This is a genomic window from Nonomuraea sp. NPDC001636, from assembly GCF_040298265.1.
Taxonomy (GTDB): Bacteria; Actinomycetota; Actinomycetes; order Streptosporangiales; family Streptosporangiaceae; genus Nonomuraea.
The window spans coordinates 1-15,783 of record NZ_JBEOZT010000052.1 but is presented as its reverse complement, the minus strand read 5'-3'; the positions used below and the strand labels follow the sequence as shown (position 1 = coordinate 15,783).

Here is a 15,783-nt window from a genome sequence, read left to right as displayed (position 1 = left end):
CGATCTGAGTGCCCAAGGAGAAGGGCCGGCCAAACGTACCGTCTACCAAGCGGACAACCTCGATGTCGCGCTTCACTGGTCATCACATCTGCGCGAGAATCGGACCGTGGAGCGGCCTGGATGTGTTGCTGTCATCGGGGTGGGCGTTCTCGGAGCCTGTGTGGGCTGGAGTTTGGCCCGGCACGGCGTCAAGGTGGTCTTCCTCGACGCGGGCCGGCCGGGTGAAGGGGTCACCGACTGGTCGTTCTCGTGGGTCAACGCCAGCGCCAAGACCGCGAGCAGGTCCTACTTCGACCTGAACGTCGCGAGCATGGCGGCGTACCGCGAGCTTGCCGGGATCATCGGCCCGGCCCCATGGTGGCACCCCGATGGTCACCTGCGCTGGGCGGACGACCCCGCGGCGGAGGCGAGCCTCCTGGAAACGGCCGGGCTGCTGGCCGGCTGGGGCTACCGGGCCGAGGTACGCACGGGAGCCGAGGTACGCCGCCACCTCGAACCCGCGCTCACGGTGTCCGACGAGGTTCCGGTCGTGTTCTTTCCCGACGAAGCCTGGGTGCACGGACGCCATCTCGTCGGCCGCCTGGTCGACCAGGCCGTCGCGTCCGGCGCCGAGCACCGGTTCGGCACCACGGTCCATGACGTTGGCACAGCCGCCGACGGGAGCGTGCGGACCGTCGTCCTGTCCGACGGCAGCCGCCTGGACGTCGACGTCGTCGTGAACGCCGCGGGACCTGGCGCCGCTCGCGTCGCCGGGCTCGTCGCGCGGCACTTGCCGATGCGTCGGGAGCCCGGTCTCGTCACCCGGATCGAGTGTGCTCAGGTGCCGATCCGCCGGACCATGCACGCGCCCCGCGTCGCGATCCGTCCTGACGGAGGCGCTTCGGTGGTCCTCCACAGCCGCGACGTCGACGCGCTCATCGACACCGGCGAAGATCCGGCGGCGCTCCAACGGCTGCTCCACGAGTCGGCGCGGCACGTCGTTCCCGGGTTCGCGAACTCCCGCATCGTCGGCACGCGGGTGGTCGACCGGCCCATCCCGGGCGACGGATACCCCTCGGTGGGAGCGGTGCCGTCCGTGCCGGGCTACTACGAGGCCGTCTCCCACAGCGGCATCACGCTCGGGCCGGTGATCGGCCGGCTGCTCGCGTCGGAGATCGTCAGCGGAAGGAGGGACGAGAGGCTCGCCGACTTCCGCCCGGAACGGTTCTCCCCGGACACCCGGGCAAGTTGACGGTACGACCTCCTCGAGTCGAGCGTTGGCCGTGTCCAGAGGGTAGATCGCTGCTGGCGCCATCCGCGGAGAGCACATTGCCGGCCTCTTCGGCGGCGGCCTGCACAGCATCTTCTCGCCGGTGACAGCGTCGAAGAGCCCGTGGCCGTCACTGGAGACGACCATGACCAGATCTCGGTTGCTCTCTGGATGGACGGCTTAGCCGATGCCCAACAGGCCGCCGATGGGGGTCCTGTTGTCCGACACTGGCCGCCAGGGGGCCGGCGCCTGAACGACAGGAGCAGCCAGAAAGTGGTCGCGCAGCCGTTGCTGACACTCCGAGATCAACGCATCTCCCCTTGTGGCTGATCTCCATGATCACATACGAATTCGCCAAGTAGACCTGAATTTCCGCCACCTTCCGCATCCTCGCCCAGCTCGACCTGCCGCTGCACGGGTTCGGCATCAAGCTCGCAGTCCAGCGCCGGTACAGCCGAGGACACCGAGCAGGGCGGTTACCGCACTGGCGGCCGCGCATGCGACCTACAGGTGACATCTGGCGGTTGCGGCGGCTTCTTCGGCAGGCCGAGGGTGTGGAGGATGCTCCTCACGTACGACGGTGCGCGGAGCCATCCGTGCTGGACCGCACCGCTCTGACGGGGCGTCCGGACCACCGGGCCACGCTTGGCGTAAGGGTAGATGTACTGGGTCAGCGTCAGGGTGTCGCCGGGCGGGCCGTACCACTCCAGGCGGTAGCAGGGACCGAGCCTGCCCTTCGGGCGCGCGCCGAACGCTTGGGGCAGGCCCCGGTAGAGAGCCGCGTGCGCGGCGGTGCCGGTGCGCAGGCTGTTGAGACGGTTGTCTCCGGCCTGGCTGCCGGGCTTGACCACGATCGGCGCGGACAGGCCGGGGCCGGTGAGCTCACCGTGGGAGATGGCCTTGGCCTGGGCGGGCGCGGCCGTCAGGACGGTCAGCAGGATCACCGGTACGGTGAGGGTGAGAAGTCTTCTCATGACCGCTCTGCCTTCTGTGGAGACGAGAGGTTCCGAGCAGGTGCGCCGCTCGCAGCCGTACTACGCGCAACGCCAGCCGCAGCGCGGCCGCGCGCCTGCCGGGTGCCACCAGCCTGCCCGCTCGCCAGAGCAAGCGGAAGCCCGTCAGCGCCCGGCCTTGATAGAGCGCCAGCGGGCGGGCGCACGGACGGCGACCCGCCAGCACGGGGAACTCCTCGGCCAGGTGCGGGTCGCGGCACGAACGCACCACGACCGTCACGGTCAGCACGCCGCCGAGCGCGGCCGCGATCGCCGAGCAGCCCCCGCAGGCACTGTCGGCGACCACGACCAGCCGCTCTACCAAGGCCACAGTCCCCACGCGAGCGCGGCGACCGTGGCGACCCCCGTGACCGAGGCCAGCAGGCGGGCGTTCATCGACCAGACATCGCTCCAGCCACCATCCTCGCTGTGGCCGATGCTGGCCGCCGCCATGATCCAGCGAGCGACCGCGAAGCCCGCCCCGGCCGCCAGCGCGCCGTTCCATGGCAGTGCGAGCAGCACTGCGGCCAGCACGAGGTGGGGGAGGGAGGAGGGCGAGTACGTCCGCATCCCGGTGCCCATCTCGAAGCCGAACTGGATGCCTCCCAGCACCCGCCCGCGATGCAGTACGTGCTCGGGCACGAGCCTGGCGTTCTCCGGCACCGGCAGCTTGATCAGGCCGACTTCACGCAGAAGTACGGCGGCCGCCAGCACGGCGAGCGCCGCCAGCCGTACCGGCAAAGGCAGAAGGCCCTGCACGATACCGCCCAGAATCACCCCGACGGCGGCCACCGTCAGCGCGCCCAGCAACAATCCCACGCCGAAGTAGGCGAGGGCACCACGACCGCGCCAGACCGACGCGCTCAGCAGGAATGCCGAGTTGTGACTTCAAGTGCTGCCGGAGTTCGCGTATCCGGCATTGAGCCCCGCGAAGAAGAAGACGAGCGCCAGCGGCCCCCCGGCTGTGATCGGCAGGACCGGCCCCAGAGTGATGGGGACGGCCAGCGTCAGCGGATTGAGGGCCAGCCGGCGAAGGGCAGGTGGCATCAGCACATCGCGATCGTGAGGTCTGTGTGGTGTGTGCCGTCACGCCAGGTGACGGTGGTGAAGGCGTCGGAGCAGATGTACTGATTGCCGCCGGACTTCCAACGCCAGGCATTCTTGGTCGAGGTGCTGCCGCAGCTTTCGTCGATGCGCGCCGCGTTGGTGTACGTCTCCTGGTCGGAGGCGCCGGGCTTGTGCGTGCGACTGCCCTCGAAGTGGCGGCGCGTGCTGTTGCACGGGTAGGCGCCCATGCGCCAGCCGCCGAAGCAGACGGCCTTGCCATCGCCCCACCAGTTGTTGCGTCCCTCGTCGTAACCGCCGTCGGGGTAGGACTTCTCGCAGCTGTTCTCGTCCCAGACCGAGGTCGGACCGGCCGCCTTGGCCTGCCGCTTGTTCAGCGCCCAGTCCAAGGGGACGAGCGCGGCGGCCATCACCGAGACGGCCATGCCCTTCACCAGGGTGCGGCGGCTGGACGGCAACGCGCCGATCAGGTTCTTGACCCGGCTGGGCCGGGCGCCCTCCGGCATGGCGTCGATCGCCGGGATCTCGTCAAAGCGCATGGCTGCTCCTCGCAGCTAGAAGTGAGTTCATCAGCTCGGGCAGGTCCGTGTCGCCGTAGACGAACCGGCGTGCGATGACCGCCCCCGAAGGATCGATCGCGAACAGGCAGGGCGCGTACCCCTCATACAAGTCGCGCCACTGGTCGGCGTCGGCGAGCACCTGGCCGGTGGTGAACGCCTCGGCCATCTCCTTCTCGACGACCAGCCCGAGGACGCGGACGCCGGGCCAGGAGGACTCGTGCAGCGTCGACCACGCCTGATGGCAGACCGCGCAGGTGCTGTCCATGAGGAGGACGACCGACGCCACCTCGCTGTCCTGCGGCCGGAGCGCGGGAACGACCGTCGTGCTCTCGTTGTCCAGCCGTGCCGTGTTCGGGTTCAGCACGTTCTGCTCCAGCGCGCGCAGTCTGGAGTAGACCGCCCCGACGGCGATCAGCGTGAACAGGGAGACGAGGAGGGCGAGCAGCGAGACGGCCAGCGGCAGGCTCACGCCGCCCACGCGACCTTGAACCCGGCCAGGACGTCCTCGACGAAGCCATCGTCGGCCGCGCGGAAGGAACTCGCCTCCGGGTCGAAGGTGAACTGCACAGTGAAGACCGCGGTGCTGTTGGCGTAGATGTACTTGTGCTCGTACGGCGTGCCGCCGACCCTGGCCTTCTGCTCCGGATCGAGGTCGAGCGGGATCTTCCACACCTCCGCGTCACCACGCCGGGCGCCCTGGAAGTCGGGCAGCGTCTCGCGGGCGGCACGGGCGTCGCCGGCCATCACGATGAGCCGGTCGTTGCGTCCGATGACCTTGGTCGCGAACTGCTGGGTCGCCGCACGCAGGCGCGGCCTGAGCGTGGCGCCCTCAGGGCTGTCGGTGAACTCGACCGCCGCGACGAGCGCGTTGAGGACCGATCGGCGTGGCGCCGGACCGGCGAACCACGTCTTGGCCTCGTTGAACGGGCCGACCCAGACCAGGCAGCTGTTCGTACGGTCGATGCTCTCGTAGAGGGTGAGGTCGTAGCCGTGGCGGCGGAAGGTCTCGACCCGACCACCCGGGAAGATGTGCGTCGGCAGGGCGCTGTTGCCGCCCTTCTGAACCAGCGTGAAGGCGTGGGCGAAACCCGGCCCTGCCATCTTGGTGAGTCCGTGCCATTCGAGCGCGCCCACCGAGTCCGGCAGCTCGATCGTCAGCCGGGCGGCATCAGCCGCGGCGCGCGTGTACCGGGAAAGCATGATCGTCATAAATGTGCCCCCAGAAGAAGCGGTCAGCCCCAGACCGCATGATCACTGCTGGCTTAGACAGTATGAGGACGCCACCCGAAACAGCAATGGATAAGGCGATAACAGGACTTTCCTGATGTGACTAGATCGGCGACACCATCGCGCAAAAGTAGAGCGGCCACCGGCTTGGCCAACATCGGCTCGATCGGGCTGCTAAGCCGCGTTCGGCCGTGCTTGTGCTGGTCGGGACGGGCGGCCACGTCCGGCTTTCATCGACCCCCGGACCAGATGAAACCCTTGAAAGCTACAGGAGAGGTCAAAAGCTCACCGAGAGGTGGCGCTTGCAGGTTGAAGCCAAGACCACAGGCCGGGCCCAACGCCGAACAATGGCTACGCCACTGGACCGCCGACCTCAACCGGGTCTGCGGTCTGCTCAGGGCGGTGGCCGGGATGCTCGTGTGTGAGTTCAGGAGACGAGCAGGTCGAGGTTGAACCCGACGGCGATGAGGAAGAAGGCGAACAGCCGAATCCAGTTGAGAGAGCGTCCGCTGCGTTCCAGGAAATCGGCGACTTTGCCGGATACGTGTGAGCGTGAGACGAGTAGCAAGGGGAGGACCGCCCACAGGAGAATCATGAACGCGACGGCGCCCCAGGCTGAGGGGTTGTCGCGGTGGGTGATGGCGTTGTTCGGCAGCATGATGGCGCCGCGGGTGGTGGTCCAGGTGTCACGGGCGGGGTCGTCAGCGGGCGTCAGGCGGCCGTCGCGGTTGCTGTCGGCACGCAGCAGAACCTTCGCCGGGGTGGCGGCCATGGCGGGAACAGCGGGCCCGGCGATGGCCGCCAGCACGGTGAACGCCGCCAATCCTCCGCCAAGACGTTGCAAATGATCAAACATGGGGACAGCCTCCCGGCATGTGACCTGCCGGGAGATCGGCCACACGGCCGATCTCCCGGCGGAGGCCTCGTCCGTATGGACGGCCCAGTCGCGGGACCCGCCGCGCGCAGCGGGGCGTGCTGGGGGCAGCCGTCCGGAGCCCCCCGGCGGCCTGTGCACCTCCGGCCGGCGGCGAAGCGGCCCTGGGGTGTCCCGCAGACAGTCGAGGGCTGATCAGTGGGGTGCCGTCCGCGGTTGTGAGGGTTTTGTGGACGACGCCGATCGAGGCCTTCACGCCGGCGGCGGGCGAGGATGGCGGCGCGTTGCCTCCTCGATGATCGCCTCCATCGACAAGCAACCGAAGTTGACTATCAGGGATTTAGTCAACTACGGTTGCTTGCATTCCTCGATGAAGGACGTCCTCCATGAATCTCCCCCATGCCCTGCTCGGCGTGTTGCTGACCGGAGCCACGCTCCTGCCAGGCCCCACGACCACTGCTCTGACCCGTTTCTATGACCAGCCCGTCGAATGGGCGACCTGCGGCGACCCCCTCCTGGACCACGTGGGCGCCCGATGCGCCGAGATCACGGTCCCGCTGGACTACTCCCAGCCGCGGGGCAGGACGATCAAGATCGCGATCTCTCGCATCAAGGCCACCGACCCGGGGAAGCGACGCGGCGTCATGCTGTCCAACCCCGGTGGTCCCGGCGGTGCGGGGCTGAACTTCATGGGCTACATCAGCCAGCGGATGACCCCCGAGGTCACCTCCCGCTACGACCTGATCGGCATGGATCCACGCGGCGTCGGCAGGAGCGCGCCGATCGACTGCGGCTGGCCGATCGGGCACATGCTCTGGTCAGCAGGGCCGACCAGGGCGAGCTTCCACCGGGCCGTACAGACGCAGGCCGATCTCGCGCAGCGGTGCGCGCAGCGGGAGGGCGACCGGATCGCCCACATCACCACCCGGAACACCGCGCGGGACATGGACGTCATCCGCGCCGCCCTCGGTGAGGAGAAGATCTCCTACTTCGGCATGTCCTACGGCACTTACCTCGGCGCGGTCTTCACCCAGATGTTCCCGCAGCGCAGCGACCGCTTCGTGCTGGACAGCGCGATCGATCCGGCCCAGTACATGGCCGGGTCGATCAGGAACAGCGGACCGGCCAACGAGGCCGCGCTCGACGACTGGGCCGCCTGGACCGCGAAGCGCGACCCCGAATACCACCTCGGCGCGACGGCACGCCAGGTGCGGGCCCGCGTCGAGAGCTTGGTCAAGGCCCCGATCCGCATCGGAGAACATCTCGTCGACGAACGCTTCCTGCCCATGGTCATCTTCACCCTGCTGCCCGACGCCAGAGAGAACGCCCGTCTGGCCGCCCGGGTGCGGCTGCTCACCGAAGCCGCCGAGGGTAAGTCGGTCCCCCCGACCGACGACCTCGAGCAGGAACTACAGTTCATGTTGTACGGCAAGCCGCAGGGCTACTCGAGCCAAGCCGCCGTCATCTGCGGCGATGTCGCAGTGCCACGCGACCCCGAGCGGTACTGGCGCGACATCCAGCGCAGCCGGGCCACCCAGCCGGTGTTCGGGCCGTATGCGAACAACATCACCGCCTGCGCCTTCTGGCCCACCCCCCGCGAGCCCGCGACCAAGGTCGGCAACAATGTCCCCGCACTGATCGTCCAGGCCACCGGCGACACCCGCACGGTCTACCAGGAAGGAGTGAACCTGCGCCGGGCGATGCCCGCCGCACGCCTGGTCACCGTACGGGACGTACGCATGCACGGCGTCTTCGGCCGCCTGCCCGACACCTGCGTGGAGACGGCAGTGAACACCTACTTCGCCAACGGCACCCTGCCCGCTGACGATCTCACCTGCCGCGCCGATCCGTCCTGACCGAGCTGGCCACAACCAGCCGACTCTGGCGTCGGTCAGCGGTTCGCCGACGCACATCCTTCCTCCCGTCGTCGGTGACACCACGCGTCACCGATGGCGCCGGACGGAGAACAGCCTCATGCCACCGTCATGAGCTGGACAACGGTGATCATGACTGGCGTGAGACTGGCGCAATTCACCATGTCGATCTACCTGGAAGCAGGGGTCGGAACGTCGTTGCGGCTGCCCGTCCGGGGGATGGGCTCGGTCGTGAAGCGCCGAGCCTGTGCCTCCAGTCGTGCGGCCTCAAGCAGTACGCGGCTCGGCGGCCTTGCTAGTCGTCACGCTCTCGGCCTTGTACCAGCCAAACCAGGCGGGGCCGTCTCCGCGAATCACAGTCCAGGTGCCACGGATGCATCACAGCCGATCAGCGTGGCAGGCCCGAGCATGTTCGGCACCGTCGTCTCACAACTCATCACCTAATACGTCCCTGCGGACGCCGACGAACCTGCCTGACCCAACGGCACAATAACCCTGGCCGCCCTGAACACCGGGCGGCCGGGTTGGCGCCGGACAGCGCGGAGACCGAGATTGCGGCACCCGAGAGTAGCGCTGGGATGCGGACGAAACCGCATGGGCAACATCTTCTACGCGCTGACCTGCGGCCGAGTCATTCCAGGAACCGGACAGAAATCAAGGATTTCTGAGTGGCCGGGACTACCTGGCGGTTAGGGAACGAAGGTGACCTCGGGGAATCTCGGCGATGGGCCGTCCAGCAGGTGGCCCCTGCCGCGCAGGTGCCGCTCGAAGAAGGCCAGCGGGTAGGCCCGCTGGACGGCCTCGCCGCGCTCGGGGGCGAGCGTGCCGATCTGCTCGACGAGCTGGGCGGGCGTCCACTTCAGCAGTGACGCCACCTGCGGGGCGATCATCTCCAGATCGCCGTAGGAGACGTGCTCGACCCCTTCAGTCCTGATGTTGAGCTTCCAGCCCCTCAGATTCGACCAGAACGTGGCCAGGTCGGGGATCCGGTCGCGGACGGCCTTGGTGGCGGTCATCAGCATGTACGGCCGGTCCAGCCCTGCGGTGACGACCGGGCCCGCCACCGGGCCGTCCAAGGCGAGCCCAGCCTTGATCCGCCTGTCCTCGACCATGGCGGACGCGACCGTCGGCCCGCCGGCCGAGTAGCCGAACATGCCGACCCGGTCCAGGTCGAGCAGCCCGCGCAGTCCCTTGGGGAGCTTGCGGTGCTCGGCGTCGGGGTTGCCGCCGCGGTTCACCACCGCGAGTTGGTCCAGGACGAAGCGGGTGTCGGCGATGCGCTGCTCGTAGATCACCGAGCCGGTCTTTCCCCCATCGGGCGCGGGGGGCACCACTCGGCCGTCGGGGAACTCCACCAGGCCGTCATAGGTGTGGTCGATGGTGGCCACCACGTATCCCCGGCTGGCCAGTTCCTCGACCACCACGGTGTTGGCCGACCGGAAGGAGTCGTTGCCCGGGGAGTACAGCACGACGGGCAACCGGCCCCCGCGCCGGTCGGCGGGGGCGCCCTCGTGCCCGTGGGTCTGCGGCAGCAGGACGGCTCCCGGAGGCAGGCCCTCCTGGCGCAGGTACTGGGCCGCTGCCTTGGGCGGCAGCCAGGGTGCGACCGCGTACGCGGCGACCTTCCTGGCCGGATAGGTCAGGCTGATCATCAGCTCGCGGTCGTGGCCGGCGCCCGCGAACGGGTCCTTCCTTGACCGGTCGACCAGATGCAGGGACACCGTGCCGAGCGGGGAGGGGCCCGTCGGCGCCGGAAGGGTCAGCTGGGGCGGGGCGGCTGCCTGGAGCCGGGCCTGGGCCTGTGTCTTGAGGTGTGTCTTGAGCTGTGTCTTGGCCTGGGCGGCGGTCGGTACGGCCAGCGACGCGACGGCCAGCAGGGCGGCAGCGCACACCACTCGCGGGGAGATCACACGCACTCCTTCAGATCATGGGAAGCGGGAGTGGTCCGAAGCTAGTGACCCGCCCCGGCCGGAGTCGTCTACCCCAGGGCTCATTTCGCGCCGGCGGGCTACGCCTTTAGGTCGACGCCGGGTTCAGTGGACGGAGACCAGCCCGCTGCGGTAGGCGATGATCACCAGGTGCACGCGGTCGCGGGCGTCCAACTTGGCCAGCAGGTGCCTGACGTGGGTCTTGGCCGTACCCGGCCCGATGTGCAGCCGCTCGGCGATCTCACTGTTGGACAGGCCCTCGGCGACCAGCGCGAGCACCTCTCGCTCGCGCGTGGTGGTGCCCTCCAGCGGCTCAGGGTGAGCGCGACCCGCGAACTCCTTGATCAGCCGCCGTGTGATGCCTGGAGAGAGCAGCGCGTCGCCCGCCGAGACGACCCGGATCGCCGTCAGCAGGTCCCTGGCGGGAGTGTCCTTGAGCAGGAACCCGCTGGCCCCGCCACGCAGCGCCGCATACACGTAGTCATCCAGGTCGAAGGTGGTGAGGATGACCACCTTCGTGTCGCCGGACGAGGTGATCAGGCGGGTGGCCTCCAGACCGTCCATGCCGGGCATCCGGATGTCCATGAGCACCACGTCCGGCGCCTGTGCGCGGACCACCTTGACGGCCTCCAGCCCGGTGCCGGCCTCGCCGACGACGGTCAGGTCTGGGGCGGTGTTCACGATGCCGCACAATCCCGCGCGTACGAGGGTCTGGTCGTCGGCGACCACCACACGGACGGTCATGCCGCGCGCCCGGCTACGGCGAGCGCGGAGGTCAGGGCGTGGTTCATGCAGGGTGCTCCGTGGAGGGGATGGGGAGGGTGGCGGTGACGCGGAAACCGCCTTCGGGCAGGCCCGCCGCGTGGAACGCGCCGCCGTACAGGTGCGCGCGCTCACGCATGCCGACCAGGCCGTGCCCGGGGGACGGCCCGTCGGCCCGCTGGCAGCCGAGGCCGTCGTCGGCGACCTCGATGGACAGCTCGTCCGGGCCGTAGCGCAGGGTCACCCTGGCGGAGCCGGTGGCGGCGTGCTTCACCACGTTGGTCAGCGCCTCCTGCACGATCCGGTACGCCGAAAGGTCGATCCCGGGAAGCAGTGCGCGAGGCGGCCCGGTGGTGGTGAGCTCCACCCGCACCCCCGCCCCGGCGATCTGCTCCAGGAGCCGGTCGAGGTCGGCCAGCCCGGGCACGGGCGCGAGATCGGGCCCTTCGCTCCGGTCCTCCTCGCGGAGCACGCCAAGCAGCCGCCGCATCTCGGCCAGGCTCTGGCGTCCCGTGGTCTCGATGGCCGTGAGCGCGGCCCGCGCTTCCTGCGGCCTGTCGTCGATCACCAGGGCGCCGAATCCCGCTTGTACGGTGACCACGCTCATGCCGTGCGCGATGACGTCGTGCAGCTCGCGGGCGATGCGCATCCGCTCGTCGGTCACACTTTGCTTGGCCAGCCTGGCCTGGTTGCGCAGCAACTCGCCGAGGTGGCGGCGATGCATGCCCACGGCGTAGCCGACGGTCCAGACCGTGGTGAAGAGCAGCACGGAGATCACCGGGGCCCCGCCGATGCGGGGGAAACCGGGAATTCCGGTCGCCACGGCGGCGGCCAGCGCCATCCCGAGCGTGAGGAAGGCGGTGGGCGGGCGACAGAGGACCGCCACCGCATACAGGACGTAGGCCACGGACAGCATCCCCAAGATGATCGTCCTGCGCTCGACCAGCTCCGCCGCGACCAGCCCGGCCAGGGCGATCCCGAACGCGACGACCGGCCGCTGACGGCGCAGCGCGATCGGCAGCGCCGACGCGATCACCCCCAGGGGAACGACCGCGAACCTCTCGGGTCCACCGACCTCGTCGGCCAGCAGCAGGAAGGCGACGAACGCGTAGCCGATCGCGGCGAGTCGATCCAGCGCCAGCCAGTGCCCTGGGCGGATCCGCCTGATCATCGGCGGATGGGGTTCGACATGCGGCGTGACGGGCACGCCCCCAGGGTCGCATGCTCAACTCCGGCCGTCATATCCGTCGTCTGGCCGCGCGCATGTGGAGTGCTCTGGGGCGCCGGGGCTGGACCACCCGCTACATGCGTGAGGGGCACTCAGCCTCCTCGAAGGCCCCCTGGTGTCCGGTTTCAGTGAACGTTGAGCGAGTGTCATTGAATGATCGCTGTCACCACAGGTCGCAGACCGGTCGGCGAACGACGAAATCCCGCCCGATCACCAAGATCAGGTGGGATTTCGTCACCTTCAGTTTTGTCGCCGGAGAATATGCCGGACGGCAGATGCTCCGGCATGCCGGTCAGGGCAATGCTCGACCCGTGAAGATGTTGAGCAGAGCGCTGGCCGCTCTTGTCCTCGGCGCGACCATGGCCGCCACGCCGCAAGCTCCGGCCCAGGCCCTGAGGGCTGAGCCCCCGGTTCCGGTCCAGGTCCTGAGATGGGCTGAGTGCGGGGACGGCATCGAATGCGCCAAGCTGGGCGTACCGATCGACTGGAAGCGACCCGGCGGCCCGAAGACCCAGGTGGACCTCGCGCGGATGCCCGCGCGTGACCCCTCGCGAAGCCTCGGCTCGCTGGTGGTCAACACCGGCGGCGGCGGGGCGACCATTCAGGACGTGCGGTCCATGCCCGCAGTGGTGTCGGAGCTCACCACCTGGTTCGATGTGGTCCTGATCAACGCGAGGAGCGCGGTCAGCCGAGGCAGCACCTCGATCGTGGAGTGCGCCACGCCGCCCCCCGGCCTCACTGGGCTGATCCTGCGGCCCGGCGAGGAGAGCTGGCGCGCGCACGCCCAGGCGAACGCCGCATACGACGCCTCTTGCCGCACAGCCATGGGCACCGCCTACGCGGGACTGACCTCCTGGCAGGCGGCCCATGATCTGGAGGCGCTGCGTGCCGCGCTCGGCGAACCGAAACTACGGTATCTCGGCAACTCCTACGGCACCGTGTTCGGGCAGGCCTACCTGGAGTTGTTCCCCGAGAAGGTCGCCCGGATGGTGCTGGACGGCGTCGCCGACCACACCCGGACATCACTGAAGAGATGGCTGTTGGACAACGCGCTCACCGAGGAGCGACAGCTCAGCCGCTTCCGCGACTGGTGCAGGGCCGGGTGCGCGCTGGACGACGACGACGCGATCGAGGTGTTCGACGACCTGCTCGCCCGCGTCCGCCGTACCCCTCTACCGGCGGGAGGACGGACGTTGAACGAGCGTGAGTTCCTCGTCGCGGTGCGGGAGGGACTCACCCCGCCCGCCTGGCCAAGGCTGGCCGCAGCACTGCGCAAGGCTTCTGACGGCGACGCCACAGCCCTGGCGAACCTGCTGCCCCCTGCCGCCGACGGCCCCGGATACCCCCACAGAGCGCTGATGTGCCACGACTTCATGCCTCAGGTGCCCGGATACCGCAGCTTCCTGGTCATGGAGTCGCGCCTGCGCGCGGCCGCGCCGCGGATCGGCTGGATCCAGGGCCGCTACCAGCTCGCCCGCTGCCTCGGCATGGGGAAGGCTCCCTCCTACCCGCCGCACCCGCTGCGGGCGCAAGGTGTGCCGCCGGTGCTGATCTCCATCGGCGACACCGACGACAACACTCCGAACCTCGCCGCCGAGCACATGGCCGCGCAACTCCCCGGAGCACGCGTGATCAGGCACGGTGACGGGCACGCCGCCTACCTCATGCAGAGCGCTTCCGGGCTGGGCGCCACCTGCCTGCGCCTGTACGTCCACGACTACCTGACCGCTGGGACCCTGCCCCCGCCCGGGGCGCGCTGCCCCGGTGACCTGGTGGCCAAGATCCCCCGGAGGTGAGCTGACCGTGATCGGAGCCTGGCGGGCGCTGCCCATACTCGCCCAGGACGCCGTGCTGGCGGCGGCGACCGCGCTGCTGACATTGGCGGTGCCGCTGCTGACCGCCGCCATGGCCGACCAGGACGGTTTCACCCCCCTGTGGGGGGTGCTGGTCTGCGCGGTGTGTGCGCCGCTGACCGTGCGTCGCCGTCTTCCGCTGACCGCGGCCCTGGCCTCGGGTGCGCCCGTCCTGCTCGCGATCATTCTGAGCCAGCCGCAGGTCGGCGCCTGGGTGACGGTCGCGGCGTTCAGCTCGGCCGCCTACCACCGTGACCGAGGACGGCTGCTGCCCGCGATCGCTGCGACCTGGTGGCTCGTCCTGCTCGACCTCATGCTGGTCGGGACGCCGACACACCCCTCGCAGCTGATCATGGCGGTGGCCGCAGGGCTCGCCCCGGTCGCGCTCGGCCACGCCCTGCGCCTGCAGCACGACCGGGCCCGGCAACTCGCCCTGGTCGAGCGGGCCCAGGAGCGCGCCCGGATCGCCCGAGAGGTGCACGACGTGGTGGGCCACCATCTCAGCGCGATCAGGCTCCAGGCCGTGGGAGCACGGCGGGGCACCCCGGCGGACGCCGAGCCGGCCCTGGAGACGATCGCTGAGATCTCCGGCACCGCGCTCGCGGAAACCCGGCGGCTGCTCGGCTTGCTCCGCGACGAAGACGCCGGCACCGATCTCGGGTCGCTGGCCGTCCGCCTGTCGCGGCAGGGACTGCGGGTGCGTCTGGAGGGCGACTCCCTGCGCGAGGGGGTGCCCTTGCGGGTACGGCACGCGGCCTACCGGATCGTGCAGGAGTCACTGACCAACGTGATGCGGCACGCCGGGGTCTCGCAGGCCGCCGTACGGGTCGACAGGGACAGCCAGGTTGTGGCTATCGTCGTAGAGGACGATGGGCAGGCGGTGCCCGGTCAGTCGGCCGTACCGGCGGGGAGCGGGGTGCGCGGCATGCGAGAGCGGGCGGCGATGCTCGGCGGCACGCTCACCGTGGGGCCACGCGCTCCGCGCGGCTGGCGAGTCACCGCTCGTCTGCCCCTGGACGGCACTCGCGACACGGGAAACCACCCGGACACCATCGACGACACCCGCATGGTCGCGGGCCACCTCGACCCGGAGACCGCAGACCACCACGGCACGCCAGGGGGCCGCCGGTGAGCGTACGCGTGATCGTCGCCGACGACCAGGCGCCGACCCGGGAGGGCCTGCGCCTGCTCCTGTCCTCCGAACCGGATCTGGAGGTCGTGGCGATGGCGGCGGACGGGCTCCAGGTCGTCGAGATGGCTCGGCGGCACCGGCCCGACGTGGTGCTCACCGACATCCGCATGCCGCGCATGGACGGGCTGACCGCGATCCGTGACCTGCTGGCCCTCGCCCCCGCACCGGCCGTGGTCGCGCTGACCACGTTCGACCTGGACGAATACCTGTTCGGCGCGCTGCAGGCGGGCGCGGTCGGGTTCTTGCTGAAGGAGAGCGACCCTGGCCTGATCCTCGATGCGGTACGGGTCGCCCACGAGGGTCAGGGGCTGGTGGACCCGCAGGTGACTCCCCGCCTGCTGCACCGCTTCGCGGCAACCTCCCCGCGCCCGGCCACCGACGACATGAGCACGCTGACGCCACGCGAGACCGACGTACTGCGCCACCTGGCCGCCGGAAACAGCAACGCCGAGATCGCCCAGGCCCTGGTCATCTCGCCCGGCACGGTCAAGGTCCACATCGAGCGGATCCTCGCCAAGCTCGGACTACGGACCCGCGTGCAGGCAGCCGTCTACGCCCACCGGCATGGACTCATCACCTGGGCAGACCTACCGTGACCGGAGCGCTGCCATCCGCTCGATCAACGCAAGCCGGATCGATCCCAACAGGACAGCCACACCCTCGATCAGGCGGCACAGACCTCGATCAGTCAGCCGCCACGGCGGTCGTCGACGGTCATGACCAGGCCAGGCCATCCATTCGCGAAGCGGCCCAGGTCGTCGGCAAGTGGGAGCAGGTGCACGCCGGGCAGAAAGTGCACAGTTGTCCCTGTGGCACCGTCGCCGGCGATGGGCTCCAGGCCGGTGACGGGCACGCCGTGCTCGTACCGCTGGGTCCAGGACCCGTTCAGGCGGCGGTTGGTGTGGACGAGCCACTCGCTGAGCGCGGTGACGACGGACATGCCGCGGCGCGGATGCCCGTCGGGAAGAGTCTCCGCACC

16 protein-coding genes and 1 pseudogene are annotated in these 15,783 nt (G+C 69.6%); 5 read left to right on the top strand and 12 right to left on the bottom strand.

Features of this window, described 5'->3' with window-relative positions; genetic code table 11:
• Positions 1-106: 106 nt before the first annotated feature.
• A complete protein-coding gene (locus tag ABT158_RS48935) occupies positions 107-1,231 on the top strand; it encodes an NAD(P)/FAD-dependent oxidoreductase (RefSeq protein WP_352365982.1) in 1,125 nt (374 codons plus the stop codon).
• Between the two features lie 494 nt (positions 1,232-1,725).
• Here the strand turns inward: ABT158_RS48935 and ABT158_RS48930 are convergent, their stop codons facing one another.
• From ABT158_RS48930 to ABT158_RS48900, 7 genes are all read right to left on the bottom strand, one after another.
• Positions 1,726-2,223, bottom strand: a complete 498-nt coding sequence (locus tag ABT158_RS48930) for a hypothetical protein (protein ID WP_352365980.1) — start codon at positions 2,221-2,223, stop codon at positions 1,726-1,728.
• Positions 2,224-2,559: 336 nt separating this feature from the next.
• Positions 2,560-3,060, bottom strand: coding sequence for a hypothetical protein (locus tag ABT158_RS48925; protein WP_352365978.1), 501 nt, complete (start codon positions 3,058-3,060; stop codon positions 2,560-2,562).
• Between the two features lie 69 nt (positions 3,061-3,129).
• Positions 3,130-3,294, bottom strand: coding sequence for a hypothetical protein (locus ABT158_RS48920; RefSeq protein WP_352365976.1), 165 nt, complete (start codon positions 3,292-3,294; stop codon positions 3,130-3,132).
• On the bottom strand, positions 3,288-3,845 hold the full coding sequence (locus ABT158_RS48915; RefSeq protein WP_352365975.1) for a hypothetical protein: 558 nt from the start codon (positions 3,843-3,845) through the stop codon (positions 3,288-3,290). The genes ABT158_RS48920 and ABT158_RS48915 overlap by 7 nt, the downstream gene beginning before the upstream one ends.
• Positions 3,835-4,335 carry a hypothetical protein gene (locus tag ABT158_RS48910; RefSeq protein ID WP_352365973.1) on the bottom strand — a complete coding sequence of 167 codons (501 nt, stop codon included), beginning with the start codon at positions 4,333-4,335 and terminating at the stop codon, positions 3,835-3,837. Before ABT158_RS48910 ends, ABT158_RS48915 begins: the two co-directional genes overlap by 11 nt.
• Entirely contained in the window at positions 4,332-5,075 is a 744-nt protein-coding gene (locus ABT158_RS48905; protein ID WP_352365971.1) for a hypothetical protein, read from the bottom strand. Before ABT158_RS48905 ends, ABT158_RS48910 begins: the two co-directional genes overlap by 4 nt.
• A gap of 445 nt (positions 5,076-5,520) precedes the next feature.
• Positions 5,521-5,949, bottom strand: coding sequence for a hypothetical protein (locus tag ABT158_RS48900; RefSeq protein WP_352365969.1), 429 nt, complete (start codon positions 5,947-5,949; stop codon positions 5,521-5,523).
• 404 nt (positions 5,950-6,353) lie between these two features.
• On the opposite strand from ABT158_RS48900, the gene ABT158_RS48895 reads away from it, so the two are divergent.
• A complete protein-coding gene (locus tag ABT158_RS48895) occupies positions 6,354-7,823 on the top strand; it encodes an alpha/beta hydrolase (RefSeq protein WP_352365967.1) in 1,470 nt (489 codons plus the stop codon).
• Between the two features lie 707 nt (positions 7,824-8,530).
• On the opposite strand, the gene ABT158_RS48890 is transcribed toward ABT158_RS48895, so the two are convergent.
• The 4 genes from ABT158_RS48890 to ABT158_RS48875 all read right to left on the bottom strand — a co-directional run bounded on the left by ABT158_RS48890 (position 8,531) and on the right by ABT158_RS48875 (position 12,046).
• Positions 8,531-9,751 (bottom strand): alpha/beta hydrolase family protein, encoded by a 1,221-nt coding sequence (locus tag ABT158_RS48890; protein WP_352365966.1) that lies wholly within the window; start codon positions 9,749-9,751, stop codon positions 8,531-8,533.
• 123 nt (positions 9,752-9,874) lie between these two features.
• Positions 9,875-10,513 carry a response regulator gene (locus ABT158_RS48885; protein WP_352365964.1) on the bottom strand — a complete coding sequence of 213 codons (639 nt, stop codon included), beginning with the start codon at positions 10,511-10,513 and terminating at the stop codon, positions 9,875-9,877.
• Between the two features lie 43 nt (positions 10,514-10,556).
• Positions 10,557-11,702 (bottom strand): sensor histidine kinase, encoded by a 1,146-nt coding sequence (locus tag ABT158_RS48880; protein WP_352365962.1) that lies wholly within the window; start codon positions 11,700-11,702, stop codon positions 10,557-10,559.
• Between the two features lie 203 nt (positions 11,703-11,905).
• Positions 11,906-12,046, bottom strand: coding sequence for a hypothetical protein (locus ABT158_RS48875; RefSeq protein WP_352365960.1), 141 nt, complete (start codon positions 12,044-12,046; stop codon positions 11,906-11,908).
• Positions 12,047-12,076: 30 nt separating this feature from the next.
• Between ABT158_RS48875 and ABT158_RS48870 the strand changes: the two genes are divergently transcribed.
• From ABT158_RS48870 to ABT158_RS48860, 3 genes are read left to right on the top strand one after another with little or no spacing between them, the layout of a single operon-like run.
• Positions 12,077-13,555, top strand: coding sequence for an alpha/beta fold hydrolase (locus ABT158_RS48870; RefSeq protein WP_352366031.1), 1,479 nt, complete (start codon positions 12,077-12,079; stop codon positions 13,553-13,555).
• Between the two features lie 7 nt (positions 13,556-13,562).
• Positions 13,563-14,744: a sensor histidine kinase gene (locus tag ABT158_RS48865; protein ID WP_352365958.1), complete on the top strand. Its 1,182-nt coding sequence runs from the start codon at positions 13,563-13,565 to the stop codon at positions 14,742-14,744.
• On the top strand, positions 14,741-15,400 hold the full coding sequence (locus tag ABT158_RS48860) for a response regulator (RefSeq protein ID WP_352365956.1): 660 nt from the start codon (positions 14,741-14,743) through the stop codon (positions 15,398-15,400). The genes ABT158_RS48865 and ABT158_RS48860 overlap by 4 nt, the downstream gene beginning before the upstream one ends.
• Positions 15,401-15,492: 92 nt before the next feature.
• Here the strand turns inward: ABT158_RS48860 and ABT158_RS48855 are convergent.
• Positions 15,493-15,783, bottom strand: a pseudogene (locus ABT158_RS48855) (hypothetical protein); the annotation flags it as partial.